The following is a 24,192-nucleotide window of genomic DNA, read 5'->3' on the forward strand; positions in this document are numbered from 1 at the left end:
TCGCGGTCGCCGGATGATGAACGCGGAGAGCGGTGCGGTCGCCGTGCGGCGCCCGGTCCGCCCCCGGCGTGGCACGAGACGGTCCGGTCCGGCCGCGGGTCACTTCGCGGCGCGTGCCCGAGCAGGCGAAGGAGGGGCACCGTGAGGCGGTACCTCGGCGTGCTCCAGAACAGCTGGAGGTGGCTGGGCGCCCATGCCCTGATGGCGCGGGGCCGGGAACTGGAGCTGATGCACCGGGCCATGGGCTTCGCCACCCTCGCGCTGGTGACGCTGGCGCCGCTGCTGATCGTCGTCGCCGCCGCGGACCCGCTGGGCCGGGGCGGTTTCGCCACCTGGCTGGCGGACGGCATGGGTCTGACCGGGCGGTCCGCGCGGGTCCTCACGGAGATCTTCAGCCCGCCCCGCAAGGTGGTGGGCACGACCAGCGTGTGGGGCGGTCTGGCGCTCGCCGTGTTCGGGATCGCCTTGGGCGGCAGCGTCCAGAACGGCTACGAGCGGGTGTGGCGGCTGCCGCCCGGCCCCTGGCACCGGGTGTGGCGGCAGGCGCTGTGGCTGGCCGTGCTGACCGCGTTCCTGTACCAGGAGGTGCGGACGCGCACGCTGCTGTACGGGCCGGAGCGGATCACCCTGTCGACGGCGGCCGGTGTGCTGTTCTTCTGGTGGGGCCAGCGTTTCCTGCTGGGCGGGCAGGTCCGCTGGCGCGACCTGTTCCCCGGCGCGGTCGCCACCATGGTGGGCCTGGTCGGCCTGCGGATCTTCTCGTACTACGTGTTCACCCCGCTGATCGTGGACAACGCCGTCAGCTACGGCACGGTCGGCGTGGTCCTGGTCGTGGAGTCCTGGCTGATCGGCGTGGGCTTCGTCGTGTACGGCGGCGCCCTGTTCGGGCACTGGCTCCTGACCCACCACGGCTTCCTCCGTCACTTCGGCCACCGGCACCAGCAGGAGGAGCGGGAGCGGGTCGGCGCGGAGTGAGACCCCGGCTCACTCCGCGCCGGGAGGCGGGACCGCGGACCGGTCGGCCAGGGCGACCGCACGTTCCATGACGTCGGCGCGGAAGACCGAGCGTCCGCGCGCGGCCCTCCGTTCGCGCTCCCCGGGGCTCCCGGTGACGATCCGGTGCAGGACGTCCAGCAGGGCGGGGCTGTCGTGGGCGGCCTCGGAGAGGCCCAGTTCCGCCATCCGGCGGACCCCGTCGGCGCCGTGTCCGGGCAGCGGGCGGTGACCGATCACGGGCAGTCCGGCGGCGAGGGCCTGCACGGCGGTCTGGCCCGCCGCGTTGTCCACGAGCGCGCGCACCGCGTGCAGCAGGCCCGGCATGTCCGTCACCCAGTCCAGGGCGAGCGCGCCCGGCACGCGGGCGGTGCGGGACCGCAGCGCCTGGTTACGGCCGCACAGCACCACGGGGAGGTGGCCCGCGCCGGCCAGCAGGCGGGCGGTCTCACCGAGGCCCGCCGCGGCGCCCCAGGCGCCGGCGGACAGCAGGACGGGCGGTCGTCCGGGGGCGTACCGCTCGAACCGCTTGCGCCAGTCGTCGGCGCCCGGGGCGGGGGTGAGGAACTCGGGCGCCACGACCGGGCCCGTGACCTCGACGTGCGTGCCGGGGACGGCCCGGCGTACGTCGTCGGCGGCCTGGCCGGTGAGGCAGAGGCAGGCGTCGTTGCCCGGGTGGAGCCACTGCCGGTGCACGGCGAAGTCGAGGACGAACACCGCGCTGGGGACGCGCAGCCGGCCCAGCGTCCTGAGGTGGCCGGTGAGCTGCGCGGCCAGGTGGAAGACGGGCACGACCACGTCCGCGCCGGTCCGTGCGACGAGCCGCTCCAGCCCGTCGGCGGCGAGCCGGGCGAGCGGGACGCCGCTGGGGCGGGCGTGGTCACCGGGGCGCAGGAACGCCCGGTAGAGGCCGTCGTACACCCAGGGGGCGTGGCGTACCGACGTCCGGTAGAAGGCCCGCAGCCCGGAGCCCGTGCCGTACGGGAGCAGCCGCATGAGGTCGACGGCGTCCGCCTGGTGGCCCTGTGCGCGGGCGCGGCGGACGAGTTCGCGGGCCACCGTGTCGTGGCCGGCTCCCATGCTCGCGCTGAGCACCAGCACGCGGCGGGCGCCGGCCTGCCGGGCGGCGCCCCGGTGGTGCGGGGCCGGGGAGGACGGGAGCACGTCATGCTGAGTCACCGTCGGCGCGCCGGTGAAACGCCCGCCGGGCGTTTCGGGCGTCCCTGACCTGGATACTCCGGGCTCACCCCCTCCCGGACGACGGGAGTGGTCCAGCCGGCCGCTTCCGGTGTCCGCCCAGCAGCCGAGGTCAGCCCATGCCCCACGCACCCTCCCGCGCCGGTACGGCCGGCGCCTCCGACACCCGGACGCCGGCGCCGTTCCCCGACGACGTACGGGAGCCTCCCGGCGCGGCGGCGACGCGGCCGGGGACGGCCCTGGTGACCGGAGCCTCCTCCGGCATCGGCGCCGCCGTGGCGCGCAGGCTGTCCGCGGAGGGGTGGCGGCTGGTGCTGAACGGCCGGGACGCGGGGCGTCTGGCCGAGACGGCCGCGCACGCGCCCGCCGCGGTGTTCGCCGAGGACCTCACCCGCCCGGCCGCCGAGCGGCGGCTGACCCGGTTCGCGCTCGACGAGGTGGGACACCTGGATCTGCTGGTGGCGTGCGCCGGGGTGGGCTGGGCCGGCGACTTCACCACGATGACCCGGCGTGCCTTCGACGAGGTGATGGAGGTGAATCTGCTGACCACGCTGCGTCTGGTGCGCCAGGTGCTCCCCCACATGGTGGAGGCGGGCTCCGGACGGGTCGTGCTCGTCGGGTCGCTCGCGGGGGCCGTCGGGGTGAAGGGCGAGGCGGTGTACTCGGCGTCGAAGGCTGCGGTGGCGGTCTTCGCGGACGCGCTGCGCTACGAGCTGCAGGGCACGGGCGTGGGCGTGACCCTCGTCGTGCCGGGGGTGGTGGACACGCCGTTCTTCGACCGGCGCGGCACGCCCTACGTGCGGAACCGGCCCCGGCCGGTGCCGCCGGAGCGGGTGGCCGACGCCGTGTGGCGTGCCGTCGTCCGGGGGCGGAACGAGGTCTACGTCCCCGGGTGGCTGCGTCTTCCGGCCAGGGTGCGCGGCGCGGCGCCGGGACTGTACCGGCGGCTGGCCGCCACGTTCGGATGAGCGGCGCCGCGGCGTGCTGACCGTCGCCCTGGCGCTTCTCGCGGCGTTGGCGAACGCCGCGGCCTCCGTGCTGCAGCGGCGGGCCGCCGCCGACGAGCCGGCGAGCGGCAAGGGGCTGCGGCAGGCGCTGCGCTGGCTGGGGCACGTGCTGCGGCGGCCGTACTGGGTGGCGGGCGCGGGGATGCTCGCCCTGACGACGGTGCTCCAGGCGGCGGCGCTCGGCGTGGGCAGTCTCGCGCTGGTGCAGCCGCTGATGGCGGCCGAGCTGCTGTTCACCCTGGCGGTCGGGAGCGTGGTGTTCCGCCGTCTGCCGGACCTGAGAACCTGGCTGGCCTTCGTGGCCCTCGCGGCGGGCCTGTCCCTCTTCCTGACGGCGGCGGCGCCGACGTCGGGGCGGGCCATGGCGATACCCGGGCGCTGGTGGCCGGCGGGGACGGCCCTGGTGGCGCTGGTGCTGGGGCTGGTGGCGGCGTCCCGTACGGTCCGGGGCGCGCCGCGCGCCGCGCTGCTGGGGCTGGCGTCCGCCGTGTTGTTCTCGGCGACGGCCGCGCTGCTCAAGGAGGTCACCGGGCTGATCCCGGACGGCCCCGTCGCCGTCCTGTCGACCTGGCCGCTCTACGCCACCGCCGTGGTGGGCATCGCCGCGTTCCTGCTGCTGCAGGCCGCGTTCCGGGCGGGCACGCTGGCCGCGTCGCAGCCCGCCCTGACCCTCGGTGACGCGCTCACCAGTGTGGCTCTCGGGTGGGCGCTGTTCGGGGAGCAGATCAACCTCGGCGCGCGAGTGGTTCCGGAGCTGATCGGCATCGCGCTGATGGGCGCGGGCAGCGTCGGCCTGGCGCGCGCGCCGTCGGTCGGGGGCGGCTGGGACCAGGCCAGGGTGCGGGACGGCCCGGGCTCCGCGGCGCAGCAGCGGGTGTCCCGCCCGCCGTGAGCGTCCGCGTGGTCGGTCCGTGAGGTCAGTCCGCGTGATCAGGAGGTCACCGCCATGCCCGAATCCGTGTCCCGGGCCGCCGCACTGCCGCTCGCCGCGGCCGCCCTGACGCACTTCGGTCCCGCGGCCACGTGGCTGCCCGTGGTGCGCAGGCGCCTGTCCCCCCGCCTCGCCGGCGCGGGGCACCCCTGTCATGTCGCCCTGACCTTCGACGACGGCCCCGACCCGGTCTCGACCCCCCGCTTCCTCGACACGCTGGACGGCCTCGGCGTGCGGGCGACGTTCTTCGTCCTCGGCGACGCGGTCGTACGGCATCCCGGGGTGGTACGGGAGACGGCACGGCGGGGGCACGAGGTGGCCGTGCACGGATGGAGCCACGGCCGGCCGTGGCTGCCGACGCCGGTGCGGGACGTACGCGCCCTGCGCCGTGCGGTGGAGGCGGTTCAGGACGTCACGGGGGTGACCCCACGGTGGTACCGGCCGCCGTACGGCATCCTGACCTCCGGCCGGTGGGCGGCCGCCCGCGCGGCGGGGCTGCGCCCGGTGCTGTGGACGGCCTGGGGCCGGGACTGGACGGCGTCGGCCACCCCGGCGTCGGTACGCGCCACGGTCGAGGCGGACCTGGGCGGCGGCGGCACGGTCCTCCTCCACGACACCGACCGCACGGCGGCCCCGGGCTGCTGGCACGCCACCCTGGGCGCGCTGCCCGACCTGGTGGCGGACTGGCGAGCGGCGGGCTGGACGGTCGGCCCCCTGGCGGACCACGGCACGGCGGCGGAGGTGCACGCGACGGCTCCCCGGGTGCTGGGCCGGTCGGGCGCTGTGCCGCGCCGGCCGCTGGAGCATGGCCGGTCACGGCATGGGTGAGGCACCGTACCGCCCAGTGGCCCGTGGACAAGGGCGCCGGCCCTCCGCGCTGTGGACGAACGTCGTCCCGTCGCTCGCGGCACGCGTGGGGGCCGCCGGCGCGCAGTACCGCGAGGGTGGGAGCCCGACGCCGCTCCCCCGGTCCGGGGCCGTCCCGCCTAGGGCCGTCGGCCCGCGGCTGGAGCAGCCGCTCGCGAGCACGGCACCACACTCCGGGCGCGACGTCCCGCCTGGCGGGACAGCGCACGCATGGGGACCACCGGTCTGTGGACCGGCGTCCTCACCTCGCTCGCGGCACGCGTGGGACCACCCGCGCGCGGAACCGCAAGGGTGGGAGCCCGACGCCGCTCCCCCGGTCCGGCAGTCCCACGCATGGCCGCCCGCCCACGGCTGGAGCAGCGCACGCGAGCACGCCACCACGCCGGGCGCGCCGGCGCCGGGCGCTCGTGTGCGCGCGGAGCCTCAGTCCTCCGCGATCTCCGTCGTGACCGGTGTGCCGAGTTCCACCGTGCGGCTGACCGTGCAGAGGCGGTCGTGGGAGGCCTTCACCGCGCGCGGGAGGATCGCGCGGGCGCGGTCGGCGCCCTCCTCGTCCGGGAAGGCGATGTGGAAGGTGACCCGCAGGTCGGTCATGCGGTTGCCCTGCTCGTCGCTGATCTTGTCGCCGCTCACCTCGACGGTGAACCGGGTGGGCTCGGCGTGCCGGCCCGTGGCGACGTCGACGTCGGCCGCCGAGCAGCCCCCGATGGCGGCGAGCAGCAGTTCGACGGGGGTGAAGGCGTCACCCCCGTCGGTGCCGAACCGTACGGTCCCGCCGCGCGGGTTGGTGGCGATGAACTGGCCGGTGCTCGTGCGCTCGACGACGACGGAACGCTTGGACGCTTCGCTCATGCGTCGACAGTAGTCCCGAAGCGGCCGGCACCCCGAGAGGAGAACGACATGCGGGAGTTTCTGGTGGAGCTCACCACCACCGTCCCCGACGGCACGGACCCGGCCGAGGTCGACCGGGTCCGTGCGCGGGAGGCCGTACGCGCGCGCGAGCTCGCGGCCTCCGGGCATCTGGCGCGTCTGTGGCGGCCCGTAGGGGAGCGGCGCAGCATCGGCCTGTGGCGTGCCGAGGACGAGGCGGCGCTGCGCGAGGAGGTGCTGGGCACCCTGCCCCTGTGGCCGTGGATGACCGCGGTCGTCACGGAACTGGAGACGCACCCCAACGACCCCACCGCCTGACCCGCGCACCCAGCGAGGTCAGATGCTGAACCGCTCCTTCGCCAGCAGCGGCTTCACACGCGAGCGGAACCCGCCCGTGCGGAACGGGCGCTGCAGCAGGCCCGGCCGCAACTGCTGGGCGAGCGCGGCGGCGACCATGCCCTGGTCGAGGGCGAGGACGAAGTCGCTCACCCGGCCGGTCGCGGTGTCGACCGAGTCGCGGAAGCCGTAGCGGTCGTCGTACGCGCCGAAGTCGCGGTCCAGCGCGGTGAGGTTGGCGACGGCCGCGGCGGGCTCGTAGGGCAGGGCGAGGAAGGAGGCGTGCGGGGTGACCACTCCCTTGGGGTTGTAGCCCTCCTCCTGCATGCCGAGGGCGTCGACGCCGTACTCGCTGTAGCCGCCGTCGGGGATGTTGGCGGGCGAGAAGCCCCAGTAGCCGTAGCCGGCCTCCTGCAGGCCGTGGTCGATCTGGCCGCGGACGTAGCGGTGGTGCGAGGTGCCCCAGGAGCGCGGGGACCACTCGGGCTCGGGCACGAACAGCGGCACCATCAGCGCCTCGAACATGGAGCCGCCCCAGGTGGGGACGAGCTTGCGGCCCCGGTGGGTGTAGTGGCCCTGCCACACGCGGACGCCGTCGATCGTGACCCAGGCGCCCTCGGGTTCCTGCTCCTGCTCCATGCCGGCCAGCAGGGTGCGGAAGACGTGCCAGTAGTGCTCCGGCGGGAGGGAGCCGTCGGCGATGCCGAGGTAGCTCGCCATGCGGGGTTCGGTGTTGAGGGCGCCGTAGTGGTGGCCGGTCGGCTCGCCCTTGCCCGGCTTGTCGGGCCAGTAGCCGCCGCGGAGCTGACCGGGGCCGGCGACCGGGTCGGCGGGGTCGTAGGGCGTGTAGAAGTACGACCAGTCGGCGTCCTCGAGGAGACGGGCGACGCGGGGGCGCAGCGACGGGTCGGCGTCGGCGGCGATCATCAGGCCGGTGACCAGCCAGGCGTTGTCGACGCTGGAGAGGAAGGGCCGCACCGGGTCGCCGGTCTCCGGCCAGGTCGTCAGCAGCGAGCCGTCGTGGGCGTCGTACCAGTTGAGCCAGAAGCCGTGGGCGCGCTCCAGCCGTTCGACGGCGGCGACGGTGCGGGTCAGGCGGCGGTGCAGGGTGTCGGAGTCGATGACGCCGAGTCCGGCGGCGGCGACGGTGGTCCACAGGCCGCAGCCGATGTTGGTGGGCGAGGTCTGCGCGGACAGGGCGGGGGCGCCCGTGCCGCTGACGTCCATCTTGTCGGTGGTGAGGCCGAAGTCGGTGGTCATGGCCTCGAGGGAACGGTGGGTCGCCTCGAACCAGGTGCGGAGCGGGGCGCGCCCGGTGCTGCCGCCCGCCGCGGCGGGTGCGGCGCCGGCGAGGGCGGTCGCGGAGGCGGCGGCGGTGAGGGTGGCGGTGGTGAGGAACGTACGACGGTTCATGCGGCTCCTGCCTTCGGGGAAGGGCGGGGTGCGGCCGGGCGACGGGGGCTCCGGCCGTCGGGGCGTCGTGCGGTGCGGGGTGTTGCGGGGGTGGTGCGGAGGGGGTGCGGGAGCCGGTGGGTGTCAGGGGCCCACCGGCTCCCGGGTCCGGGGGCGGCGCGCGGGAAGGCGCGGGTCAGCGCTCGGCGCGCGGCAGCTGCCGGGTGCGGCCCATCTCGCCGAGCCATACGGCGGAGGGCTTGGCGGTGCGCCCGAAGGTGACCGGGTCGACGGCGATGAGGCCGAAGGTCGGCTTGTAGGAGCCCCACTCGTAGTTGTCGAGGGCGCTCCAGGCCAGGTAGCCGTGGATGTTCACGCCGTCCTCGAGGGCGGCGGAGACGGCCTCCAGGGCGCCGGTGTAGTAGTCGACGCGGCGGGCGTCGTCGGCGGTGGCGATGCCGTTCTCGGTGACGATCAGCGGCATGCCGGGGCCGGCGACGTCGGCGGTGTGGCGCAGGGCGTGGCCGACGGCGGCCGGGTAGTACTCCCACTGGGTGAGGGTGCGCTCGGCGTCCTCGGGCGCGGGGATCGGGCCGTCGGCGCCGATCTTGGTGCGGGTGTAGGACTGCACGCCGATCCAGTCGTCGCCGCGCGCGGCCTCGATGAAGACGTCCTCGCGGGGGTACCGGTAGGCGGCGGTGACGTCCTCGGCGCCGGGCAGCGCCTGGTACACCTGGTTGGCGATGGTCCAGCCGACCTGGATGTCCGGGTCGATGGCCCGTACGGCCTTGACGGCGGCGTGGTGGGCGGCGATGACCGCGTGGGTGGTCTCCTCGTCGGGGGTGGGCAGTCCCGCGGGCGGGAAGCCCTGGTCGCCGGTCTTGGCCAGGCCCGCCATGACGGCGATCATGTTGGGCTCGTTGATGGTGCAGACGTGCCGGACGTCCTTGCCGATGATCGGGGCGCAGTGCTCGACGTAGCGGGCGAACAGGTCGGCCGCGCCGTCGGCGGTCCAGCCTCCGAGGTCCTCGAACCACTGCGGCACGGTGAAGTGGTGCAGGGTCACCATGGGCCGCAGACCGCGGGCGAGGGCGCCGTCCACCATGCGCCGGTAGTGCGCGGTCTCGGCGTGCGAGAAGGTGCCGGGCACCGGCTCGATACGGGCCCACTCGACACTGAACCGGTAGTCGGTGAAGCCGAGTTCCGCGAGCAGGTCCATGTCCTGCTCCCAGCGGTGGTAGCTGTCGCAAGCGTCCAGGCTGGGTTCCGCGATGTTCGCCGCCGGGTCGTGTTCCTTCCGCCACCAGTCGCTGTTGACGTTGTTCCCCTCGATCTGGTGGGCGGCGGTGGACGCCCCCCACAGGAAGCCGTCGGGGAAGGGCAGGGAGGTACGCGTCATCGTCCTTGTCTCTCTGGTGGGGGTGGGGCGGTGCCGGTGTGACGGGCGGGCGGGCGGGACCGGTCACTTGAGTCCGGCGGTCGCGATGCCCTGGGTGAAGTGGCGCTGGAGGACCACGAAGACGAGCAGCACCGGGAGGACGACGAGCAGGGAGCCCGCCATCAGCATGCCGTTGCCGCCGCCGACGGTCCGGTTGGGATCGTTGGCGAAGGTGGCCAGGGCGACCGGCAGGGTGTACTTGTCGGGGTCGTTGGTCGCGATGAGCGGCCAGACGAAGTTGTTCCACGAGCCGAGGAACGTGAAGATCGTCAGCGTGGCGAGGGCGGGCTTCACCAGCGGCAGCACGATGCGGCAGAAGATGTACCACTCGCCGGCGCCGTCGATCCGGGCCGCCTCCAGCAGCTCGTCGGGGATGGACTGCATGAACTGCCGCATCAGGAACACGCCGAACGCCCCGGCCGCGAAGGGCAGGACGAGACCGGCGTAGGTGTCGATGAGCCCGAGCTTCGTCATCAGCACGTACAGCGGAAGGATCAGCAGGTTGCCGGGGACCATGAGGGCCGCCAGCACCACGCCGAACACCTTGGACCGGCCGGTGAACTCCAGCTTGGCCAGGGCGTAGCCGAGCATGGAGCAGAACAACAGGTTGCACAGGGTGACCAGTACGGCCACGATCAGGCTGTTCAGGAAGTACCGCTCCATGTCGAGCTGGTCGAGCAGAGCGGTGAAGTTGCTCAGCGTCCACTCCGACGGGATCCACACCGGCGGGCTCGCGGTGAGGTCCCGGCGGGTCTTGAAGGCGGACAGCGCCATCCACAGGAACGGCGCGGACATCACCAGCAGACCGAGTGAGGCGACCGTGTAGAGCACGGGGGTGCGGACACGGCCCCGGCCGCGGGGGCGGTCCTGCGCGGGCACCGGGCGCGCGGTCGTGGTGGGGGCGCTCATCGGGTGTTGTCCTTCAGCAGTCGGAGCTGGAGCACCGTGATGCCCATGATGACCACGAACAGCACGTACGCCATGGCGCTCGCATAGCCCATGTGGAAGAAGTTGAAGCCCTCGCGGTACATGTCCAGGGACACCGTCAGCGTCGCGTCGGACGGGCCGCCCTGGGTCATCACGAACGGCTCCTCGAAGACGTTGAGGTAGCCGATGGTGGTGATGACGGTGACGTAGAGCATGGTCGGCCGCAGCAGCGGCACGGTGATGCGGCGCATCTCCTGCCAGGCGCCCGCGCCGTCGAGCCGGGCGGCCTCCCGCACGTCGGCGGGGATGGCCTGGAGACCGGCGATGAACAGCACCATGACGGTGCCGAGGTTGCGCCACACCGCCATGGCGATGAGCGAGGGCATGGCCCAGGTCTCGGAGCCGAGGAAGTCCGGCGCGGTCATGCCCAGTTCGGCGGCGAGGCCGGCGATCAGTCCGTCGGACGGGTCGAGGACGAACCGCCAGACGACGGCGACCGCGACGACGGCGGTGACCACGGGGGCGTAGAAGCCGACCCGGAAGAACGTACGGGCGCGGTCGATGCCGTTGTTCAGCAGGATCGCGACGAGCAGTCCGAGCAGGACGGTCAGCGGCACGCCGACGACCACGAAGTACGCCGTGTTGAACAGGGCCTTGAGGAAGCGGTCGTCCTCGAAGAGCTTGGTGTAGTTCTCCAGGCCGACGAACTCCGCCTCCAGGGGGCGGGTGACGTGGCGGGCCCCGAAGTCGGTGAAGCTCATCAGGAGCGTCGCAACGATCGGGAAGGCCATGAAGACGGCGAACAGCACCAGGAACGGCGTGGAGAACAGCCAGCCGTGGAGGTTGTGCCGGCCGAGCGGGCGGCGCGGACGCCGCCCGTCTCCCGGCGGCCCGTCCGGGCCGGTCTTGGTCACCGGGGCCGCGGGATCGGCGGCCGCCTTGGTCAGCAGGGGCATGCCGGTTACCCCACGAGCCCTTCGATCTCGGCCTGCGCCTTGTCCAGGGCGTCCTTGGCACTGGACTTGCCCTGGGTGACCGACTCGATGGCGGAGTCCACCTTGGAGGTGATCTCGGTCAGCCGGGGCTGCGACGGGGTGGTCCTCGCCGTCTCCATCTGCTCGCGCCAGACCTTCAGCTTGGGGTCGGTGGCGAGCTTGCCGGTCTTCCAGGCCTGCTGGTTGGCGGGCAGGTCACGGGTGCGCTCGTACCAGTCTGACTGGCCCTTGGCGTCGGTGAGGAAGGAGATGAACTCCCTGGCGGCGGCCTTGTGCTCGCTGTCGGCGGACACGGCGAGGCTGGACCCGCCGGCCATCGACACGGACTCCTTGCCGGCCGGCACTGGGGCGACGGCCCACTTGCCCTTGATGTCCGGGTAGTTCTCGTCGAGCAGCGACATGATCCACGGGCCGCCGAAGAACATCGGCACGTCGCCGGTGTTGAAGTCCTTCGTCACGTCGTAACCGGGGCGGACCGCCTTCTCGCTGACGCCCTTGGCGAAGAACTCGCCGTAGGTCTCCAGCGCCTTGACGGCCTCCGGGCTGTTGACGGCGGCCTTGCCGTCCTCGTCGATGATCTCGCCGCCGGAGGAGTACAGGAACGGGTAGAAGCTCTGCACCGTGTCCAGGCCGCCGGGCTGGATGGACAGGCCCCACTTGGTCTTCGCCTTGTCCTGGTGGGCCTGGGCGGCCTTCAGCAGCTCGTCCATGGTGGCGGGCGTCCTGGCGACGCCGGCCTTGCGGGCGAGGTCGGTGCGGTAGAAGAGGACGCGGGTGTCGACGTACCAGGGCACGCCGTACGTCTCGCCGTCGTACGAGGCCTGCTCCCAGGCGGCGGGGAAGAAGTCGCCCTCCTTGACCGTCTTGGTGTCGACCGGTTCGAGGACGCCCATGTCGGCGAACTCCCCGAGGTAGGTCCCGCCCATCTGCATGACGTCGGGCAGCTTGCCCGCGGCGGCCGCGGCGACGAGCTTCTGGTGCGCCACGTCCCAGCCGACCGGGGTCACCTTCACGGTGATGTTCGGGTGGGACTTCTCGTAGACGTCGGCGACCTCGGCGAGCTTCTCGCCCTCGGTGCCCATCGCCCAGACGGTGAGCGTCTGCTCGGCGTCGGCGTCCACGTCCGCGCCACCGGAGCCGCCGCAGGCGGTGAGGGTGAGCGCGGACGCCACGGTGAGGGCGATCGCGGCAGGTGTGGCGCGGTGCATGGACTGCTCCTCCTCGAGCGTTCCTGATGTATGCGCATTCTGTAAGCGCATACATGACTCTGAGGGAGGGGCTCCGCCGTGACAAGGGGGAGCTGGGTCACACTCCGGTAACGGCTGCGGTGCGCCCCTTCGTGGACGTGAAAGGGCGCGAAAAAGGGGCGTTCACCTGCGCGCTGTTTCATCGCGGCAGGCGGACACCCCCAGGGACGGCACAAGGCCCTGTCAGCAACCTAAGGCGGGGGTGGAGCCTGCGGAAGCGGGTGTGAGATACGTCCCGTGGGGGTGTGGTGAACGGGGTGTGGTGGAGGTGTTCAGGCGCGGCTGCAGAAGCCGTCCGCTCGCCCTGGGGGCGGGGCGCGGGTGTGGGCGCCGCGGTACGGGTGTGGGGGCGACCGCGTGTGCCGCCGGCTCGCGGGGGCGGCCGTCAGGCCCCGATGGCGACGGCGGTCTGCTCCTCGGGGCCGCAGCCGCAGCTGGCGCGGCGGGCGACGGTGACGGGGAGCATCAGGGAGACGGGGTCGGTGCCGGGTGTGCCGCTGAGGCGGCGTACGAGGAGTTCGACCGCCTCCTCCCCCATCCGCAGCATGGGCTGGCGGACGGTGGTGAGCGTGGGGCGGACGAGCCGGCCGAGGGGGATGCCGTCGAAGCCGGTGACGGCGACGTCGTCCGGCACGGTCAGCCTGCGGCGCTCCAGTGCGTGGAGGGCGCCGACGGCCATCTGGTCGTTGGCGCAGACGAGGGCCTGCGGGGGCCGGCCGTCGCGGTCGCAGAGGGCATCGGCGGCGCGGGCGCCCTCGGCCTGGGTCATCATGGCGGCGCGCACGGCGGGTTCCTCGGGGGTGTCGACGCCGGCGGCGCGGCAGGCGGCGAGGAAGCCCTGGAAGCGGGCCTCGACGTCCGGGGACTCCTCGGCGGAGCCGACGAAGGCGAGGCGGCGCAGGCCGTGGTCCTCGATGAGGTGGCGGGTCAGCTCCCGCTGCCCGTCGAAGTTGGCGACCTCGATGTGGTCGAGGTGGTCCAGATGGTCGCCGTCCTCGCGGGGCCCGGCGAGCATGACGACGGGGCGGCGCCGGGAGATGCCTTCGAGCTCCTCGGTGGGCACGGTGCGGGCCATCACGGCGAAGCCGTCGACGCGTCCGGCGACCTTGGCGACGAGGCTCTCGGGGCCGCCCTTGAGGGACGCGGCGATGAGGAGGGCGTACCCGTGTCGGCGGGCGGCGCGCTCCATGCCGCGGATGATCTGGTCGGAGTAGAGCATCGCCGCGTCGTCGTCCTCGGCGTCGGTGTCCGGGTCGGCGTAGTCGGGGAAGCAGAGGCCGAGGACGCCGGTGGAGCGGCTGGCGAGTCCGCGCGCGTTGCCGCTGGGCACGTAGCCGAGGTCGCGCGCGGCGGCGAGCACCCGCTCCCGGGTTTGCGCGCGCACGGAGTCGGGGTTGCGGTAGACGCGGGACACGGTGGCGATGGACACGCCGGAGCGTTCGGCCACGTCGTACACCGTGGGGGCGGTACTCATGGGGGTCATCCCTGGTCTGTGCGCGCGGAGGGTGTGGGTGGGGTGCCGGTGACGGTGATGAAAGCGCATTCATCGTAGGGGTGGCGCAGGTCAGGGCACAAGGGCGGAATGCGAGACAGGGCCGGGCGGGGCCACTCCGCTGTGCCGTGTCACGGGTGCCATGAGGGACGTCCGGCATGTGGACGGCGGGTCCGGGCACACGGACGGGGCGAGTGCACCTGACGATCCTTCATACGAAGAGGAGCCGCGGATGACTTCGACACATGGGCACCCTGAGCCGACGGGCCACGGGCAGCAGATGGGCTACGGCGAACCGGCGGGGCATGATCAGCCGACGAGGCACGGACAGCCGGCAGGCACGGGTGAACGGCGCAACGGCTTCGGCATCGCGGCGCTGGTCCTGGGCATCGTGGGCGTCCTGCTGTTCTGGACGGCGTTCGGCGGCATCGTGCTGGGCCTGCTGGCCGTGATCTTCGGTGTGCTCGGGTTCCGGCGCGGCAGACGAGGCGTGGCGACGAACGGGACGATGGCGGTCGTCGGCGCGGTGCTGGGCGCGCTGGCGCTGGTGGTGTCGTCGGTGCTGCTGGCGATGGGCGTCGCGGTGATCAACAGCGACGAGTTCAAGAGCTACCAGGACTGCGTCGAGCAGGCGAACAGCCAGAGCGAACGGCAGGACTGCGCGCGGGACTTCGACCGGGAGGTCGACGAGCGGTAGGGGTCTTCGGTGCGGGGGGGGCGCGGGCGCGTGTGCCGCGCCCCACTCGTGTGCGACGAGCCGTGCGGTCAGGCGGGGGACGGCGCGTCGGCCGCCGGTCCGGTGTGCCGTGCCGGGACGGCGGCGAGCGGCAGTTCGCGTGCCCTGCCCGCAGGGCTGAGCGCCAGGAGCATCCGGGTGAGGGCGAGGGGAGCCGTCATCACCCGCAGAGTGGGGCGCGTGCCGATGGCCGGTCCGAGGAAGCCGCCGAGGGCGGAGCCGATCGCGATCGTGCCCTGGTCGGTGGCCGTCGAGGGCCGAGGAGACCCTCCCCAGCACGCGCGGCGGACAGTAGCTCTGGCGGAACGTGCCGATGACGACGTTCGCCATGGACACCCCGACTCCCAGCACGAAGGCTCCCGTCGCGAAGAACAGCAGGCCTCAACCAGAGGTGGTGAGGGGCAACAGCAGAGCGAAGGGGCAGGCCACCGCCTGGCTGAGCACCATCGCCCGTGCGCTGCCCCGACGGCGGCAGAGGCGCGTCGCGAGCAACGCGCCCAGGACGCCGCCGAGACTGGAACACATGACGAGCAGTCCCACGGCGCCCGCACCGACCCCGACCGTCCGCACGAGGAAGACGCGCATCGGGGCGGGCGCTGCGGTGTGCGGCAGGCTGAAGCCGCGTGGCGTCCACCAGGGAGCGGACGACACATGCGGACGCGGGACTCCTCACCCGACGCATGCCTGGGCCGCACATGTCGTGACGCCCTTGTTGGAGAAGCAGCGCCGGGTATGCGGCCCGCGGAAGGGACTTCCCTGTCGCATACCCGGCGCTGAACAGCGGAGTCACGCCGTCGCGGCTGCTGCCTCGCCGGCTTCGACTGCGGCCTTGAAGTCAGGGTGGACCCCGATCTGGTCAAGCCACACGCTCATCGAGTTGTAGCAGTTGAACCTTTCGATCTTTCCGTCACGGAGGTACCAGAGGTCCGCCGCCGGCACGTCGATCCGGTTCCCGGTCGGCGGGATCTCGCCGGCCGGAGTCGGAAACCCTCCGAGATGCGTGCCCTGGATGCGCAACTCGACGGCGACGACATCACCGAACGCGTGCACCGCGAGCAGCTCACGGTGCACATCGGGGAACGAGCGGGCGAGACCCGCGATCACCTGAGGAATCTGCTCCCCGCGGAAAGTCTGCGAGGTCGACATGTCGTTGAACGACCCGTCCTCGGTGAACAAGGCCAGGAAACCGTCACCGTCGAGGATGTCCCCTTCCGCGAGCCGGTAAGCCTCACGAATGATCTTTTCGTTACTTTCCATTCCTGCTCTCCTCCGAGTTCGCGGCACGCCCACGGTCCACGCTTGCCACTGATCGACTCTTCAACCGTCGCAACAGTAATTGTTACAACGGATTGTCGCAACCTTCACTGTTACGACTGTGCTGTCGTAACGTGGAGCATTGCGACCGGAGGAGGCATCATGAGCGCCAACAGCAGGCTGACCATTGCCGCCCACGCGCTGGCCTGGATCGGTCTCTACCAGCGTCAGGGCCACGAGGTCGCCACCTCCGAGGGGATCGCTGCCAGCGTGAACACCAACCCCGTGGTGATCAGGCGGCTGCTCGGCGAGCTGCGCAGGGCCGGGCTCGTGGAGTCCCGGCGAGGCGCGGGCGCGGGCTGGTCGCTGGCGCGCGAGCTGGGGTCGATCACCCTGCTCGACGTGTACGAGGCAGTGGAACCCGGCCCGCTGTTCGCGATGCACCGCACCACCCCGGACCAGGGATGCGTGGTGGGTCACGGCATCCAGCCGGCGATGCGGGACATCTACCAGGACATCGAGGAGACCCTGAGACACCAACTGGCCGGCGTCACGCTCGAGAAGGTACTCACAGACGTACTCGCGGCACCTCGCCGGCCCCTCTGATCAACTGGGCGGCCCCGTGCGCACGGATGGAGACGGAATCCCGCGCCGAACTCGTTCGATCCACCGCCGGAGCGGACGGCGGGCGCAGGCCGAGCTCAGTCCGCGACGCTCGCGATGAACGCGCGGATGTCCGCGGCCAGGGTGCGCATGTCCTCCCCTGCCTCGTGCCATGTGCTGGTCTCGAACCGCCATTCCTCCGTGGGCGCCCCGTCGCTGATCACCCACGTCAGTCGGACATAGCCACCGGAGTGGTGCTCCGCCGAGAGGGTCAGGTCGTCGCAGAGCGAGTGCCACGTGCGCGCTCCCTGCCAGCCACGGAAGTCTCCCGCAAGTGAGGCGAGGAAGGTGTCGAGGCCGTCGCCGTCCCACGTCTCCACCGTGGTCCCGACGCTCCCCCAGCGCCCGCGAGCCTGGACGAGGAAGTAGAGCGACGGGTCGCCTTCGTACGGTCGGATCGGTTCCGACAGCAGGAAACCCTCGGCCACCTGGACCACGAGGGCGCCGGACTCGTCATAGTCGATCACCCCAGCAGACTAGAGGCCCGGGCTGAGGGCACTGCGGCGGGGCGGCTGCTACCGTCCGTCACCATGACCGACAGCGTGTACGTGGGCAACGCCGGCAAGGATGCCGCGCTGGACAGGGGGTGGCTGCTGGGGCATTTCAAGGAAACCTCCGATCCCCGTCACAGCGAGGACGTGGAGATCAAGTGGGGCGTTCACCCGAAGGGTGACGAGCGGGCCCGGTGGGTCACGGGTGAGGAGCGCACCGCGCTTCTGGTCCTCGTCAGCGGACGCTTCCGGGTGGAACTGCCCGGTCGCAGCGTCCTGTTGGCCGAGCAGGGTGACTACGTCGTGTGGGGCAAGGGTGTCGATCACTCCTGGTTCGCGGAGGAGGAGTCCGTGGTGCTGACGGTCCGTTGGCCTTCCGTTCCCGGTTACAAGGTGACCGGGAACGGAAGGCGTTGAGTGACAGGGGCATACATCCGCGTCTTCCACGGGGGCGTCGGAGCGGCGGCGGCTCTGCTTCTCGCGGTACCGACTGCGCTGCTTCTCCGTCGTGGGCCGCCTGCGACGTGGGAGTGAACAACGCGGCCAACAGCGGCTTCCTGCTACGGCTGTTCGTCCCGGGTCTCTGGACGGTCCTGCTGCCGGCCTGGTTCGCGGTGGGCGCCCTGGCCGCAAGCCGTCCACTCCTCCGCACCTTCGCCCTCGCGGTGACGCTCCTCGGGGTCGTCCGGTGTGCCGTCTCGGTCTTCTGGCAGGGCGCCGCCACTCCGCCGTGCCCTGACGGCGTGCCCCCGTGGTGGCCGCGCTTCGTCCCCGCCTCGGGATTCTGAGAGGCCGGCCCCGCCGATTGGTACGCCACCGCGTAACCTCCGCACAGGCGCGGGCGATCAGCAGGCACGGAAACAGCAAGCCGTATGGACCACACCCGTTCGCGCGGGCCTCGCTCCGGGGGGGTGACGCCTTGTCGTGGACCGCCGGATCAGGGGTAGAGGGAGGTCCACCGGAGCGGGACCACACGGAGTGGGACCACACGCCCTTGCAGGAGGTACCGACCATGACCGACGACGCCTATCTGGTGCTGTTCGACGACCCCGCCGTGCCGCTGGGGGTGCCGCTCGCCGCCGTGGAGGACGCGTCCTTCCTGGACACGCCGGCCGTGCGGGCGTGGCTGGAGGCGCAGGGCGTCACCGTGACCTCGCCGGGGCTGCGGCTGCTGCCGCCCGAGGAGACCTCCGCCGTTCCGGAGGACGCCGAGCGGCTGCCCGTGCCCCTCGGGGACGAGGAGCTGATCCGCGTACGGCAGCTCAACGCCCCCTACGACGTCGCGAAGATGGAGGAGGAACTGCTCGCCTACCGCTCCTGCGCCGAGGGCCGTGAGGCGCTGCTCGCCCGTGCCGTCGCGGCCGGGGTTCCGGCGCACCGGATCGCCGAACTGACCGGTGAGGATCTGACGACCGTCAAGTCCCTCGTCCACTGATACGCGAGGCGCGTCAGGGCTGCGCGACCGGGCTCTCCGGCATGGCGAGGTGGGCCAGGTCGCCCGGCGGAGGGGTGCTCACGGGCCACAGCGGGGCGGGCGTGCCGTCGGCGACCGCCGCCGGCGCGTCGGTCAGATTCATGCGTTCACGCAGCCGGCCGTAGAAGTCCATCGGACCGAGGCGTACGGCGCGCAGCTTGTGCGGGGACGCGTACACGCCGATCCAGTCGCCCGGGCCGATGACGCCGCGGACCTGGCCGTCGACGCTGACGGCCGCCCGCCCGGACCGCTCCAGGATGCGCAGTCCGACGGGTTCGTCGGGCGCGGCCACGACCGAGCGGTTGAAGGTCATGTGCGGCGCGACCGGCGTGAACACCAGTACCTCCGCGCGCGGTGACACGACCGACCCGCCGGCGGCGAAGCTGTACGCCGTCGAGCCGGTCGGGGTCGCGACGAGCAGCGCGTCGGCGGAGTACGAGGCGAGCAGCCGGCCGGAGATGTAGACGCCGACGGAGATCTGCCGGTCCCGGGCGAGCTTCTCCAGGACCACGTCGTTGAGGGCGGCCACGTCCAGCGGGATGCCCCACTCGCCGCCCGACTCGCAGTCGGGCCGCACGCTGGTCGGCGGCAGCAGCGGGCCTCGTCCGTACCGCATGAGCGCCTCGATGTCCGAGGGGACCTCCAGGCGGCGGGAGGCGCGCATCGTCAGCAGCATCCGCTCCTCGACGTCGAGGCGGCCCTCGTACACCGCGTCCAGTGCGGAGCGCACCTCGGTCATGGGCACCTCGGTCAGGAAGCCCACCCGGCCGAGGTCGACGCCGAGGACCAGGGCGTCCGCGGCCGCGGCCAGCCGGGCGCCGCGCAGGAACGTGCCGTCGCCTCCCAGGGTGACGACCAGGTCCGGGTCGCCTGCGGCGGCCACCTCCTGGCGGGCGCTGTGCCGGTCGCCGTCGTCCCACACGTCGACGTCCTTGCAGGCGATGCCGTGCTCCGCGCACCATGCGCGGACGGTGTCGGCGGCCGCCACCGCCTCGCGGTGTCCGCCGTGCACCACCATGCCGACCCGGTTCACCGTCATCTCCGCCTCCCGGCTGCCGTGCGCCCCGCCGGGGCGGCATCACCCCGCCCGGTCCCGCGACGTCCCTCCCATCCTGGCCGCGCGGCGTGGACCCCGCACGACCGGACGAGCGCGCGGGGACACGCCGACGGCCGGCATGGCGGGGTTTCGGGGACACGCCGACGTCTCCGCACCGCACCGCGCGCGGACACGCCGACGGCTCCGCACCGCACTGCGCGCGGACACGCCGACGGTCCGGCACCGCGCAGTGCGGTGCCGGACCGTCCGGACGTCGTGGTGCCTGCGGCTCGCCGGCCCCGGGTCAGCCCTGGCGGGCCTTGAAGCGCGGGTCCTTCTTGTTGATCACGAAGGTCACGCCCCGGCGGCGCACCACCTGGGCGCCGGGCTTGGCCTTCAACGAGCGCAGGGACTTGCGTACCTTCATCACGTACTCCTGGTGGGAAGGCCCTGGACGAGGGCCGGGTCCGGTCAGCGGCCGGCCGTGGCGGCGCCGTAGCGCCGCTCGAAGCGCTCCACGCGTCCCGCGGTGTCGAGGACGCGGGCCGTGCCGGTGCAGAACGGGTGGCTCGCCGACGAGATCTCCACGTCGACGACCGGATACGTCGTGCCGTCCTCCCACTCGACCGTCCTGTCGGAGTCGAGGGTGGAGCGGGTCAGGAACTGGAACCCTGCCGCGCGGTCACGGAAGACGACCGGACGGGAGACGGGGTGGATGCCGTGCCTCATGGGTGTCCTTTCTCGCGGCCTCCGCCGCCCGGGAGCGGCGGAGCCGGGGTTGTCGACGACCTCGCGCGCGGTCCGCGCGCGGTCCGCGCGCGTCAGCGCTCCTCGCGGAAGAGGACGTGCTGTCCGGCGACCGCGTCGTACTTGCGCAGAACCAGCCGGTCGGGGTCGTTCAGACGGTTCTTGCGCGTCACGTAGGTGACGCCGGTGCCGGCCGTGGACTTCAGCTTGACGACCGGGCGTGCCGTGCTGCGTGCCATGAGGTGCTCCTTCCGCCGTCACCGCCCGAGTCGAATGACTCGCGCATGTCAGGCAGCAGGTGTAACAGCGACCCCCGGTCCCCTATTCCGTCCTTCGCACCGGTGTCGTCCGGCGTGTCCCGGTGACCTTCGAGGCCGGCAGACGGCCGGCGCGCGAGGTGCCCTCCAGGGTGTCGCCGTGGACGTCGACGGCGAAGGCGAGGTTCAGCCGGAGGGGCTTGGTGACCGACTGCTTCCAGGTGACGCGGGGGCCGTCGACGGCGATGTCCCGCAGCGGTACGTCCTCGCCCGCCCCGGAGGCGACGCCGGTGAGCGAGCCGTCCCGGCGGCGGAACTCGACGACGGCCTTGATACGGCCGACGGGCGTGGCGACGGTCAGGTCCCAGACGCCTTCGAGGGAGGCGGTCCGGTCGGTGTCGGCGGTCATGTGCGAGTGGCTCCTGTGGTGAGGCGGGCGGGGGCAGGTGTCACAGTGCCGCCGGAGCGGGGCCCGTGGCGCGCCAGACCGTGCCGCGGCGCTCGTGGGCGAAGAGGGTCTCGACGGCGTGCGCGATGCGCGGGCCCAGTTCCCGTTCGAGCAGGTAGAGGCCCAGGTCGAGGCCGGAGGTGACGCCGGCGCCGCTGACCAGGTCGCCGTCGTCGACGACTCGGGCGTTCACCGCGTGGACGCCGGACGCGTCGAGCATGTCGAGGCCCAGGTGGTGGGTCGTGGCGTGGCGGCCCTCCAGCAGGCCGGCCATGGCGGGCACCAGCGAGCCGCCGCACACCGTGGCGACGGTCACCGACGGGTCGTCCAGCGCCTCCTTGAGGAGCGCGGGCAGCGGGGTGTTCAGGGCGCGGCCCAGCAGGACGGGGACGAACTCGTCCTGCCGCCACTCCCCCTCCCCCGCGTCCACGTCAGGCACCTCGCCGGGTTCCCCCACCCGTCCCGAGGCGCCCGGGACGACGACCAGGTCGGCCGCACGCGGGGCGAGCGTGCCGGTGGCGCGCAGGGTGAGGGCGCCGGTGCCGCTCACCACCTCGCGCGGGCCCTCGGCGGTGACCAGCTCGACGGTGAGCGCCCCGCCGGACGCGGTGCCTCCCGCGTACAGGACCTCGTAGGGGGCGACGACGTCGAGCGGGTCGAAGCCGTCGAACAGGACGATCTGGGCATGCATGGGCGGTCTTTCCTCCGGTGGGGCGTCCGGTCTCCGGTCCGGCCGGACGCGGACGCCACCGAAGCTAACGAGCCGCCGCGCGGGGGCCCATGGGCACGAGGGCCAGGTCCCGACGGGTTCCCGCCAACGCACAGGCGGGGTCGCCGGTGACGTCGAAGGCCGTCTGGAAGCCGAGCATGTCGCTCCCGTGGAAGCGGCGCTCGACGAACATCCTGGACTCCCGGCCGGGCACCGCCTCCCTGGCGTCCACGGCGGCGTCCGCGTGGTCCACGGTCTGGAGGCCGCGGGACCAGTCGACGGTGGTGGTGACACCCGCGTCGTGCGCGCCTCGCTGCCCCGTGACGGCGGTGCCCGGACCGTGCCCCGACGGGCCGCAGGCCGAAATCCAGTACCGAAGTCGTCGCGATCGGCGAAGACTCGGCGCATGAGTGACATGAACGCGTTCCGGGACGCGGTGACCGCGTGGGCGGCGGGCGGGTCCGGTGAGCCGGCGCGTGAACTGGCCGGGCGGTTGTCCGTCCGTACGGTCGTCCTGCTGGAAGGGCTCAGCGACGCCGCCGCGGTGGGTGCGCTCGCCGCGCGCCACGGCCGGGACCTGGCCACCGAGGGCGTCTGCGTGCTGCCGATGGGGGGCGCGATGAACGTGGGCCGCTTCTCGGCCCTGCTCGGCCCCCGTGGACTGGGCCTGCGTCTGACGGGGCTGTGCGACGAGGGGGAGCTCGGCTATTACGCGCGCGGCTGGGAGCGGGCGGGCGCCGGGAGTGACGGCGTCTTAGTCTGCGCGGCGGATCTCGAGGACGAGCTGATCCGCGCCCTGGGCGTGGAGCGGGTGACCGGGCTGGTGCGGGAGCAGGGGGACATCCGCCCCCTGAGTACCTTCCTGCGGCAGCCCGCCCAGCGGGGCCGGACCCCCGAGCAGCAACTCCGCCGCTTCCTGGGCACCAAGAAGGGCCGCAAGATCCACTACGGCCGGGTGCTGGTCGAGGCGCTGGGTGAGCAGCGGGCGCCCGCGCCTCTGGACGGTCTGCTCGCGGCGCTCTGACCGCGGCCTGACGTGACAAGGGGCGGGTGCCGTGCACCCGCCCCCTGCCCAGCGCTGGTCGCCCGCGTCAGAACTTCGGCGTCGGCGCCTGCGCCTGCACCAGTTCGGCGGCCTCCTCCTCGGTCTGCACCGAGGGCGGCGAGCCCTCGAGCGGCTGCTGTGCCGTCTCCTTCATGAGGGCCACCGAGATCACACCGACCAGGGCGGCCGCCATCGCGTAGTACGCGGGCATCATGTCCGAGCCGGTCGCGCCGATCAGCGCGGTGATCACCAGCGGGGTGGTGCCGCCGAACAGCGAGGCCGACAGGTTGTAGCCGACGGACAGCGAGCCGTAGCGCACGGGTGTCGGGAACATGGCGGGCAGCGCGGCCGACATGGTGCCGAGCAGGCAGACCAGGGACAGGCCGAGCATCAGCATGCCGGCGGACACCGCGATCAGGCTGCCCTGCTGCACCAGCACGAACGCCGGCGCGGACAGGACCAGGAAGCCGAGCATGCCGGTCATCAGCAGCGGCTTGCGTCCGTAGCGGTCGTTGAGCTTGCCGACCTGAGTGATGATCAGCATCAGGACCACCATGGTGGCGACGAGGATCAGCAGCCCGTGCGACTCCTTGTAGTGCAGCTCGTCGGAGAGGTACGTCGGCATGTACGACAGCAGCATGTAGTCGGTGATGTTGTACGCGCCGACCAGGGCGATGCACAGCACCAGGGGCCGCCAGTGCTGCCGGAAGATCTTGGCGAGGTCGCCGCGGGCGGTGGTCTCGACGTGGTTCGCGGCGTCGGAGACATGGACGTTGCCCTCCCCCAGCTTGAGGTAGGCGGGGGTGTCGTCCAGCTTGAGCCGCAGGTAGATGCCGACGATGCCGAGCGGACCGGCCACCAGGAAGGGGATGCGCCAGCCCCAGGCGTCCATGGTGTCGGAGCCCAGCCAGGCGGTGAGCCCCACGACGAGGCTGGCCGCGCCGGTGTAGCCGGCGAGTGTGCCCAGCTCCAGGAAGCTGCCGAAATAACCGCGCCGCCGGTCGGGGGCGTACTCGGCGATGAAGGTGGACGCTCCGCCGTACTCGCCGCCGGTGGAGAAGCCCTGGAGCAGCCGGAAGAGGATCAGCAGCACCGGAGCCCAGAAGCCGACCGCCGCGTACGTGGGCAGCATGCCGATCGCGGCCGTGCCGATCGCCATGAGGATCATCGTGAGGGCGAGGACCTTCTTACGGCCGATCTTGTCGCCCATCGGTCCGAACACCATGCCGCCCAGTGGGCGCACCAGGAACGCCACGGCGAAGGTGGCGAACGAGGACAACAGCTGCACCGTCTCGTTCCCCGAGGGGAAGAAGACCCTGCCGATGGTGCCGGCCAGGTACGCGTAGATCCCGAAGTCGAACCATTCCATGGCGTTGCCGAGCGAGGCGGCCTTCACCGCGCGCTTCACCGCCCGCTCGTCCGTCACCGTGATGTCCGAGCGCCGTAGCGGCGGGTTGCGCCGGCGACGGATGGCACGGAACAGGGTCGGGTGGCGCCTGGCCGCCTCGGGGGGCGGAGTCGGGCCGTTGTCGGTGGGGGACGTGGCTTCGTTCCTTTCCGGGACAGAACGGTGCATCGGGAACGTAACAGTGTTCCCGTGCGGGCGCCGTGGCTGGGCGCCCGTTGGGGTCGTCGCGGCC

The 24,192-nt window shown here is 72.7% G+C and carries 30 protein-coding genes and 1 pseudogene; 11 read left to right on the forward strand and 20 right to left on the reverse strand.

Going from position 1 to position 24,192, the window contains the following annotated elements; translation table 11 throughout:
- Window positions 1–201 precede the first annotated feature (201 nt).
- Window positions 202–975 (forward strand): ribonuclease BN, encoded by a 774-nt coding sequence (locus ACQY0Z_RS33595; RefSeq protein WP_189898546.1) that lies wholly within the window; start codon window positions 202–204, stop codon window positions 973–975.
- Between the two features lie 9 nt (window positions 976–984).
- Here the strand turns inward: ACQY0Z_RS33595 and ACQY0Z_RS33600 are convergent, their stop codons facing one another.
- Window positions 985–2,157 (reverse strand): MGDG synthase family glycosyltransferase, encoded by a 1,173-nt coding sequence (locus ACQY0Z_RS33600; protein ID WP_189898545.1) that lies wholly within the window; start codon window positions 2,155–2,157, stop codon window positions 985–987.
- Between the two features lie 152 nt (window positions 2,158–2,309).
- On the opposite strand from ACQY0Z_RS33600, the gene ACQY0Z_RS33605 reads away from it, so the two are divergent.
- Genes ACQY0Z_RS33605 through ACQY0Z_RS33615 form a run of 3 tightly spaced genes read left to right on the forward strand, consistent with a single transcriptional unit; the run spans window position 2,310 to window position 4,956 of the window.
- Window positions 2,310–3,158 carry an SDR family NAD(P)-dependent oxidoreductase gene (locus ACQY0Z_RS33605; RefSeq protein ID WP_439813467.1) on the forward strand — a complete coding sequence of 283 codons (849 nt, stop codon included), beginning with the start codon at window positions 2,310–2,312 and terminating at the stop codon, window positions 3,156–3,158.
- Between the two features lie 13 nt (window positions 3,159–3,171).
- A complete protein-coding gene (locus ACQY0Z_RS33610) occupies window positions 3,172–4,089 on the forward strand; it encodes a DMT family transporter (RefSeq protein ID WP_439813468.1) in 918 nt (305 codons plus the stop codon).
- Between the two features lie 54 nt (window positions 4,090–4,143).
- A complete protein-coding gene (locus ACQY0Z_RS33615; protein ID WP_439813469.1) occupies window positions 4,144–4,956 on the forward strand; it encodes a polysaccharide deacetylase family protein in 813 nt (270 codons plus the stop codon).
- Between the two features lie 462 nt (window positions 4,957–5,418).
- Here the strand turns inward: ACQY0Z_RS33615 and ACQY0Z_RS33620 are convergent, their stop codons facing one another.
- Window positions 5,419–5,847 carry an OsmC family protein gene (locus ACQY0Z_RS33620; RefSeq protein ID WP_137207266.1) on the reverse strand — a complete coding sequence of 143 codons (429 nt, stop codon included), beginning with the start codon at window positions 5,845–5,847 and terminating at the stop codon, window positions 5,419–5,421.
- A 48-nt stretch (window positions 5,848–5,895) separates the two neighbouring features.
- Between ACQY0Z_RS33620 and ACQY0Z_RS33625 the strand changes: the two genes are divergently transcribed.
- Complete coding sequence (locus ACQY0Z_RS33625) at window positions 5,896–6,183, forward strand: muconolactone Delta-isomerase family protein (RefSeq protein ID WP_189898179.1); 288 nt, start codon at window positions 5,896–5,898, stop codon at window positions 6,181–6,183.
- Between the two features lie 18 nt (window positions 6,184–6,201).
- On the opposite strand, the gene ACQY0Z_RS33630 is transcribed toward ACQY0Z_RS33625, so the two are convergent.
- The 6 genes from ACQY0Z_RS33630 to ACQY0Z_RS33655 form a co-directional block, all read right to left on the reverse strand.
- A complete protein-coding gene (locus tag ACQY0Z_RS33630; RefSeq protein WP_439813470.1) occupies window positions 6,202–7,614 on the reverse strand; it encodes a glucoamylase family protein in 1,413 nt (470 codons plus the stop codon).
- A gap of 175 nt (window positions 7,615–7,789) precedes the next feature.
- A complete protein-coding gene (locus ACQY0Z_RS33635) occupies window positions 7,790–8,992 on the reverse strand; it encodes a glycoside hydrolase family 1 protein (RefSeq protein ID WP_189898176.1) in 1,203 nt (400 codons plus the stop codon).
- Window positions 8,993–9,055: 63 nt separating this feature from the next.
- Window positions 9,056–9,940 (reverse strand): carbohydrate ABC transporter permease, encoded by an 885-nt coding sequence (locus tag ACQY0Z_RS33640; RefSeq protein ID WP_189898174.1) that lies wholly within the window; start codon window positions 9,938–9,940, stop codon window positions 9,056–9,058.
- On the reverse strand, window positions 9,937–10,914 hold the full coding sequence (locus tag ACQY0Z_RS33645) for a carbohydrate ABC transporter permease (RefSeq protein ID WP_439813471.1): 978 nt from the start codon (window positions 10,912–10,914) through the stop codon (window positions 9,937–9,939). Before ACQY0Z_RS33645 ends, ACQY0Z_RS33640 begins: the two co-directional genes overlap by 4 nt.
- Before the next feature lie 5 nt (window positions 10,915–10,919).
- Entirely contained in the window at window positions 10,920–12,161 is a 1,242-nt protein-coding gene (locus tag ACQY0Z_RS33650; protein WP_439813472.1) for a sugar ABC transporter substrate-binding protein, read from the reverse strand.
- A gap of 424 nt (window positions 12,162–12,585) precedes the next feature.
- Entirely contained in the window at window positions 12,586–13,674 is a 1,089-nt protein-coding gene (locus ACQY0Z_RS33655; RefSeq protein ID WP_189898171.1) for a LacI family DNA-binding transcriptional regulator, read from the reverse strand.
- A gap of 250 nt (window positions 13,675–13,924) precedes the next feature.
- On the opposite strand from ACQY0Z_RS33655, the gene ACQY0Z_RS33660 reads away from it, so the two are divergent.
- A complete protein-coding gene (locus ACQY0Z_RS33660; RefSeq protein ID WP_254588631.1) occupies window positions 13,925–14,389 on the forward strand; it encodes a DUF4190 domain-containing protein in 465 nt (154 codons plus the stop codon).
- 68 nt (window positions 14,390–14,457) lie between these two features.
- Here ACQY0Z_RS33660 and ACQY0Z_RS33665 read toward each other — a convergent pair whose 3' ends face one another.
- The 3 genes from ACQY0Z_RS33665 to ACQY0Z_RS33675 form a co-directional block, all read right to left on the reverse strand.
- Window positions 14,458–14,589 (reverse strand): hypothetical protein, encoded by a 132-nt coding sequence (locus ACQY0Z_RS33665; RefSeq protein ID WP_275981529.1) that lies wholly within the window; start codon window positions 14,587–14,589, stop codon window positions 14,458–14,460.
- Window positions 14,590–14,809: 220 nt separating this feature from the next.
- Window positions 14,810–15,079, reverse strand: coding sequence for a hypothetical protein (locus tag ACQY0Z_RS33670; RefSeq protein WP_189898169.1), 270 nt, complete (start codon window positions 15,077–15,079; stop codon window positions 14,810–14,812).
- Window positions 15,080–15,214: 135 nt separating this feature from the next.
- Window positions 15,215–15,685, reverse strand: a complete 471-nt coding sequence (locus tag ACQY0Z_RS33675) for a nuclear transport factor 2 family protein (RefSeq protein ID WP_347224533.1) — start codon at window positions 15,683–15,685, stop codon at window positions 15,215–15,217.
- 159 nt (window positions 15,686–15,844) lie between these two features.
- On the opposite strand from ACQY0Z_RS33675, the gene ACQY0Z_RS33680 reads away from it, so the two are divergent.
- Complete coding sequence (locus tag ACQY0Z_RS33680) at window positions 15,845–16,288, forward strand: Rrf2 family transcriptional regulator (protein ID WP_189900101.1); 444 nt, start codon at window positions 15,845–15,847, stop codon at window positions 16,286–16,288.
- Between the two features lie 95 nt (window positions 16,289–16,383).
- Here the strand turns inward: ACQY0Z_RS33680 and ACQY0Z_RS33685 are convergent, their stop codons facing one another.
- The gene (locus tag ACQY0Z_RS33685) at window positions 16,384–16,812 is read right to left on the reverse strand and encodes a DUF6228 family protein (protein WP_189900100.1); all 429 of its coding nucleotides are present in this window, start codon (window positions 16,810–16,812) and stop codon (window positions 16,384–16,386) included.
- A gap of 63 nt (window positions 16,813–16,875) precedes the next feature.
- Between ACQY0Z_RS33685 and ACQY0Z_RS33690 the strand changes: the two genes are divergently transcribed.
- From ACQY0Z_RS33690 to ACQY0Z_RS33700, 3 genes are all read left to right on the forward strand, one after another.
- Window positions 16,876–17,253 carry a signal peptidase I gene (locus tag ACQY0Z_RS33690; protein WP_189900098.1) on the forward strand — a complete coding sequence of 126 codons (378 nt, stop codon included), beginning with the start codon at window positions 16,876–16,878 and terminating at the stop codon, window positions 17,251–17,253.
- 107 nt (window positions 17,254–17,360) lie between these two features.
- Window positions 17,361–17,624 carry a hypothetical protein gene (locus ACQY0Z_RS33695; protein ID WP_439813473.1) on the forward strand — a complete coding sequence of 88 codons (264 nt, stop codon included), beginning with the start codon at window positions 17,361–17,363 and terminating at the stop codon, window positions 17,622–17,624.
- 224 nt (window positions 17,625–17,848) lie between these two features.
- Window positions 17,849–18,271 (forward strand): DUF6003 family protein, encoded by a 423-nt coding sequence (locus ACQY0Z_RS33700; protein ID WP_189900096.1) that lies wholly within the window; start codon window positions 17,849–17,851, stop codon window positions 18,269–18,271.
- A 13-nt stretch (window positions 18,272–18,284) separates the two neighbouring features.
- Here the strand turns inward: ACQY0Z_RS33700 and ACQY0Z_RS33705 are convergent, their stop codons facing one another.
- The 7 genes and pseudogenes from ACQY0Z_RS33705 to ACQY0Z_RS33735 all read right to left on the reverse strand — a co-directional run.
- Window positions 18,285–19,349: an NAD(+)/NADH kinase gene (locus tag ACQY0Z_RS33705; RefSeq protein ID WP_254588011.1), complete on the reverse strand. Its 1,065-nt coding sequence runs from the start codon at window positions 19,347–19,349 to the stop codon at window positions 18,285–18,287.
- A 301-nt stretch (window positions 19,350–19,650) separates the two neighbouring features.
- Window positions 19,651–19,773 (reverse strand): type B 50S ribosomal protein L36, encoded by a 123-nt coding sequence (gene ykgO, locus ACQY0Z_RS33710; RefSeq protein WP_006130958.1) that lies wholly within the window; start codon window positions 19,771–19,773, stop codon window positions 19,651–19,653.
- A 44-nt stretch (window positions 19,774–19,817) separates the two neighbouring features.
- Window positions 19,818–20,075, reverse strand: coding sequence for a type B 50S ribosomal protein L31 (locus ACQY0Z_RS33715; protein ID WP_189900092.1), 258 nt, complete (start codon window positions 20,073–20,075; stop codon window positions 19,818–19,820).
- Window positions 20,076–20,167: 92 nt separating this feature from the next.
- The gene (rpmG, locus tag ACQY0Z_RS33720) at window positions 20,168–20,332 is read right to left on the reverse strand and encodes a 50S ribosomal protein L33 (protein WP_006130960.1); all 165 of its coding nucleotides are present in this window, start codon (window positions 20,330–20,332) and stop codon (window positions 20,168–20,170) included.
- An 82-nt stretch (window positions 20,333–20,414) separates the two neighbouring features.
- Entirely contained in the window at window positions 20,415–20,759 is a 345-nt protein-coding gene (locus ACQY0Z_RS33725) for a hypothetical protein (RefSeq protein WP_189900090.1), read from the reverse strand.
- A gap of 40 nt (window positions 20,760–20,799) precedes the next feature.
- A complete protein-coding gene (locus ACQY0Z_RS33730; RefSeq protein ID WP_347224531.1) occupies window positions 20,800–21,489 on the reverse strand; it encodes a DJ-1/PfpI family protein in 690 nt (229 codons plus the stop codon).
- A 133-nt stretch (window positions 21,490–21,622) separates the two neighbouring features.
- Window positions 21,623–21,814: pseudogene (locus ACQY0Z_RS33735) on the reverse strand (amidohydrolase family protein); the annotation flags it as partial.
- Window positions 21,815–21,913: 99 nt separating this feature from the next.
- Between ACQY0Z_RS33735 and ACQY0Z_RS33740 the strand changes: the two are divergent.
- Window positions 21,914–22,531 carry a TOPRIM nucleotidyl transferase/hydrolase domain-containing protein gene (locus ACQY0Z_RS33740; RefSeq protein ID WP_189900086.1) on the forward strand — a complete coding sequence of 206 codons (618 nt, stop codon included), beginning with the start codon at window positions 21,914–21,916 and terminating at the stop codon, window positions 22,529–22,531.
- Between the two features lie 67 nt (window positions 22,532–22,598).
- Here the strand turns inward: ACQY0Z_RS33740 and proP are convergent, their stop codons facing one another.
- On the reverse strand, window positions 22,599–24,128 hold the full coding sequence (proP, locus tag ACQY0Z_RS33745; protein WP_189900084.1) for a glycine betaine/L-proline transporter ProP: 1,530 nt from the start codon (window positions 24,126–24,128) through the stop codon (window positions 22,599–22,601).
- Window positions 24,129–24,192: the final 64 nt, after the last annotated feature.

Source organism: Streptomyces sp. P9-2, from assembly GCF_051903975.1.
Lineage (GTDB): Bacteria > Actinomycetota > Actinomycetes > Streptomycetales > Streptomycetaceae > Streptomyces > Streptomyces cellulosae.

Bases quoted from the DNA above. Each gene is read 5' to 3' on its own strand.
- ACQY0Z_RS33595 (WP_189898546.1), top strand. From the start codon at position 202: ATGGCGCGGGGCCGGGAACTGGAGCTGATGCACCGGGCCATGGGCTTC.
- ACQY0Z_RS33605 (WP_439813467.1), top strand. From the start codon at position 2,310: ATGCCCCACGCACCCTCCCGCGCCGGTACGGCCGGCGCCTCCGACACC.
- ACQY0Z_RS33615 (WP_439813469.1), top strand. From the start codon at position 4,144: ATGCCCGAATCCGTGTCCCGGGCCGCCGCACTGCCGCTCGCCGCGGCC.
- ACQY0Z_RS33620 (WP_137207266.1), bottom strand. From the start codon at position 5,847: ATGAGCGAAGCGTCCAAGCGTTCCGTCGTCGTCGAGCGCACGAGCACC.
- ACQY0Z_RS33625 (WP_189898179.1), top strand. From the start codon at position 5,896: ATGCGGGAGTTTCTGGTGGAGCTCACCACCACCGTCCCCGACGGCACG.
- ACQY0Z_RS33630 (WP_439813470.1), bottom strand. From the start codon at position 7,614: ATGAACCGTCGTACGTTCCTCACCACCGCCACCCTCACCGCCGCCGCC.
- ACQY0Z_RS33635 (WP_189898176.1), bottom strand. From the start codon at position 8,992: ATGACGCGTACCTCCCTGCCCTTCCCCGACGGCTTCCTGTGGGGGGCG.
- ACQY0Z_RS33640 (WP_189898174.1), bottom strand. From the start codon at position 9,940: ATGAGCGCCCCCACCACGACCGCGCGCCCGGTGCCCGCGCAGGACCGC.
- ACQY0Z_RS33645 (WP_439813471.1), bottom strand. From the start codon at position 10,914: ATGCCCCTGCTGACCAAGGCGGCCGCCGATCCCGCGGCCCCGGTGACC.
- ACQY0Z_RS33650 (WP_439813472.1), bottom strand. From the start codon at position 12,161: ATGCACCGCGCCACACCTGCCGCGATCGCCCTCACCGTGGCGTCCGCG.
- ACQY0Z_RS33655 (WP_189898171.1), bottom strand. From the start codon at position 13,674: ATGAGTACCGCCCCCACGGTGTACGACGTGGCCGAACGCTCCGGCGTG.
- ACQY0Z_RS33660 (WP_254588631.1), top strand. From the start codon at position 13,925: ATGACTTCGACACATGGGCACCCTGAGCCGACGGGCCACGGGCAGCAG.
- ACQY0Z_RS33665 (WP_275981529.1), bottom strand. From the start codon at position 14,589: ATGACGGCTCCCCTCGCCCTCACCCGGATGCTCCTGGCGCTCAGCCCT.
- ACQY0Z_RS33675 (WP_347224533.1), bottom strand. From the start codon at position 15,685: ATGGAAAGTAACGAAAAGATCATTCGTGAGGCTTACCGGCTCGCGGAA.
- ACQY0Z_RS33680 (WP_189900101.1), top strand. From the start codon at position 15,845: ATGAGCGCCAACAGCAGGCTGACCATTGCCGCCCACGCGCTGGCCTGG.
- ACQY0Z_RS33690 (WP_189900098.1), top strand. From the start codon at position 16,876: ATGACCGACAGCGTGTACGTGGGCAACGCCGGCAAGGATGCCGCGCTG.
- ACQY0Z_RS33700 (WP_189900096.1), top strand. From the start codon at position 17,849: ATGACCGACGACGCCTATCTGGTGCTGTTCGACGACCCCGCCGTGCCG.
- ACQY0Z_RS33705 (WP_254588011.1), bottom strand. From the start codon at position 19,349: ATGACGGTGAACCGGGTCGGCATGGTGGTGCACGGCGGACACCGCGAG.
- ykgO (WP_006130958.1), bottom strand. From the start codon at position 19,773: ATGAAGGTACGCAAGTCCCTGCGCTCGTTGAAGGCCAAGCCCGGCGCC.
- ACQY0Z_RS33715 (WP_189900092.1), bottom strand. From the start codon at position 20,075: ATGAGGCACGGCATCCACCCCGTCTCCCGTCCGGTCGTCTTCCGTGAC.
- rpmG (WP_006130960.1), bottom strand. From the start codon at position 20,332: ATGGCACGCAGCACGGCACGCCCGGTCGTCAAGCTGAAGTCCACGGCC.
- ACQY0Z_RS33725 (WP_189900090.1), bottom strand. From the start codon at position 20,759: ATGACCGCCGACACCGACCGGACCGCCTCCCTCGAAGGCGTCTGGGAC.
- ACQY0Z_RS33730 (WP_347224531.1), bottom strand. From the start codon at position 21,489: ATGCATGCCCAGATCGTCCTGTTCGACGGCTTCGACCCGCTCGACGTC.
- ACQY0Z_RS33740 (WP_189900086.1), top strand. From the start codon at position 21,914: ATGAGTGACATGAACGCGTTCCGGGACGCGGTGACCGCGTGGGCGGCG.
- proP (WP_189900084.1), bottom strand. From the start codon at position 24,128: ATGCACCGTTCTGTCCCGGAAAGGAACGAAGCCACGTCCCCCACCGAC.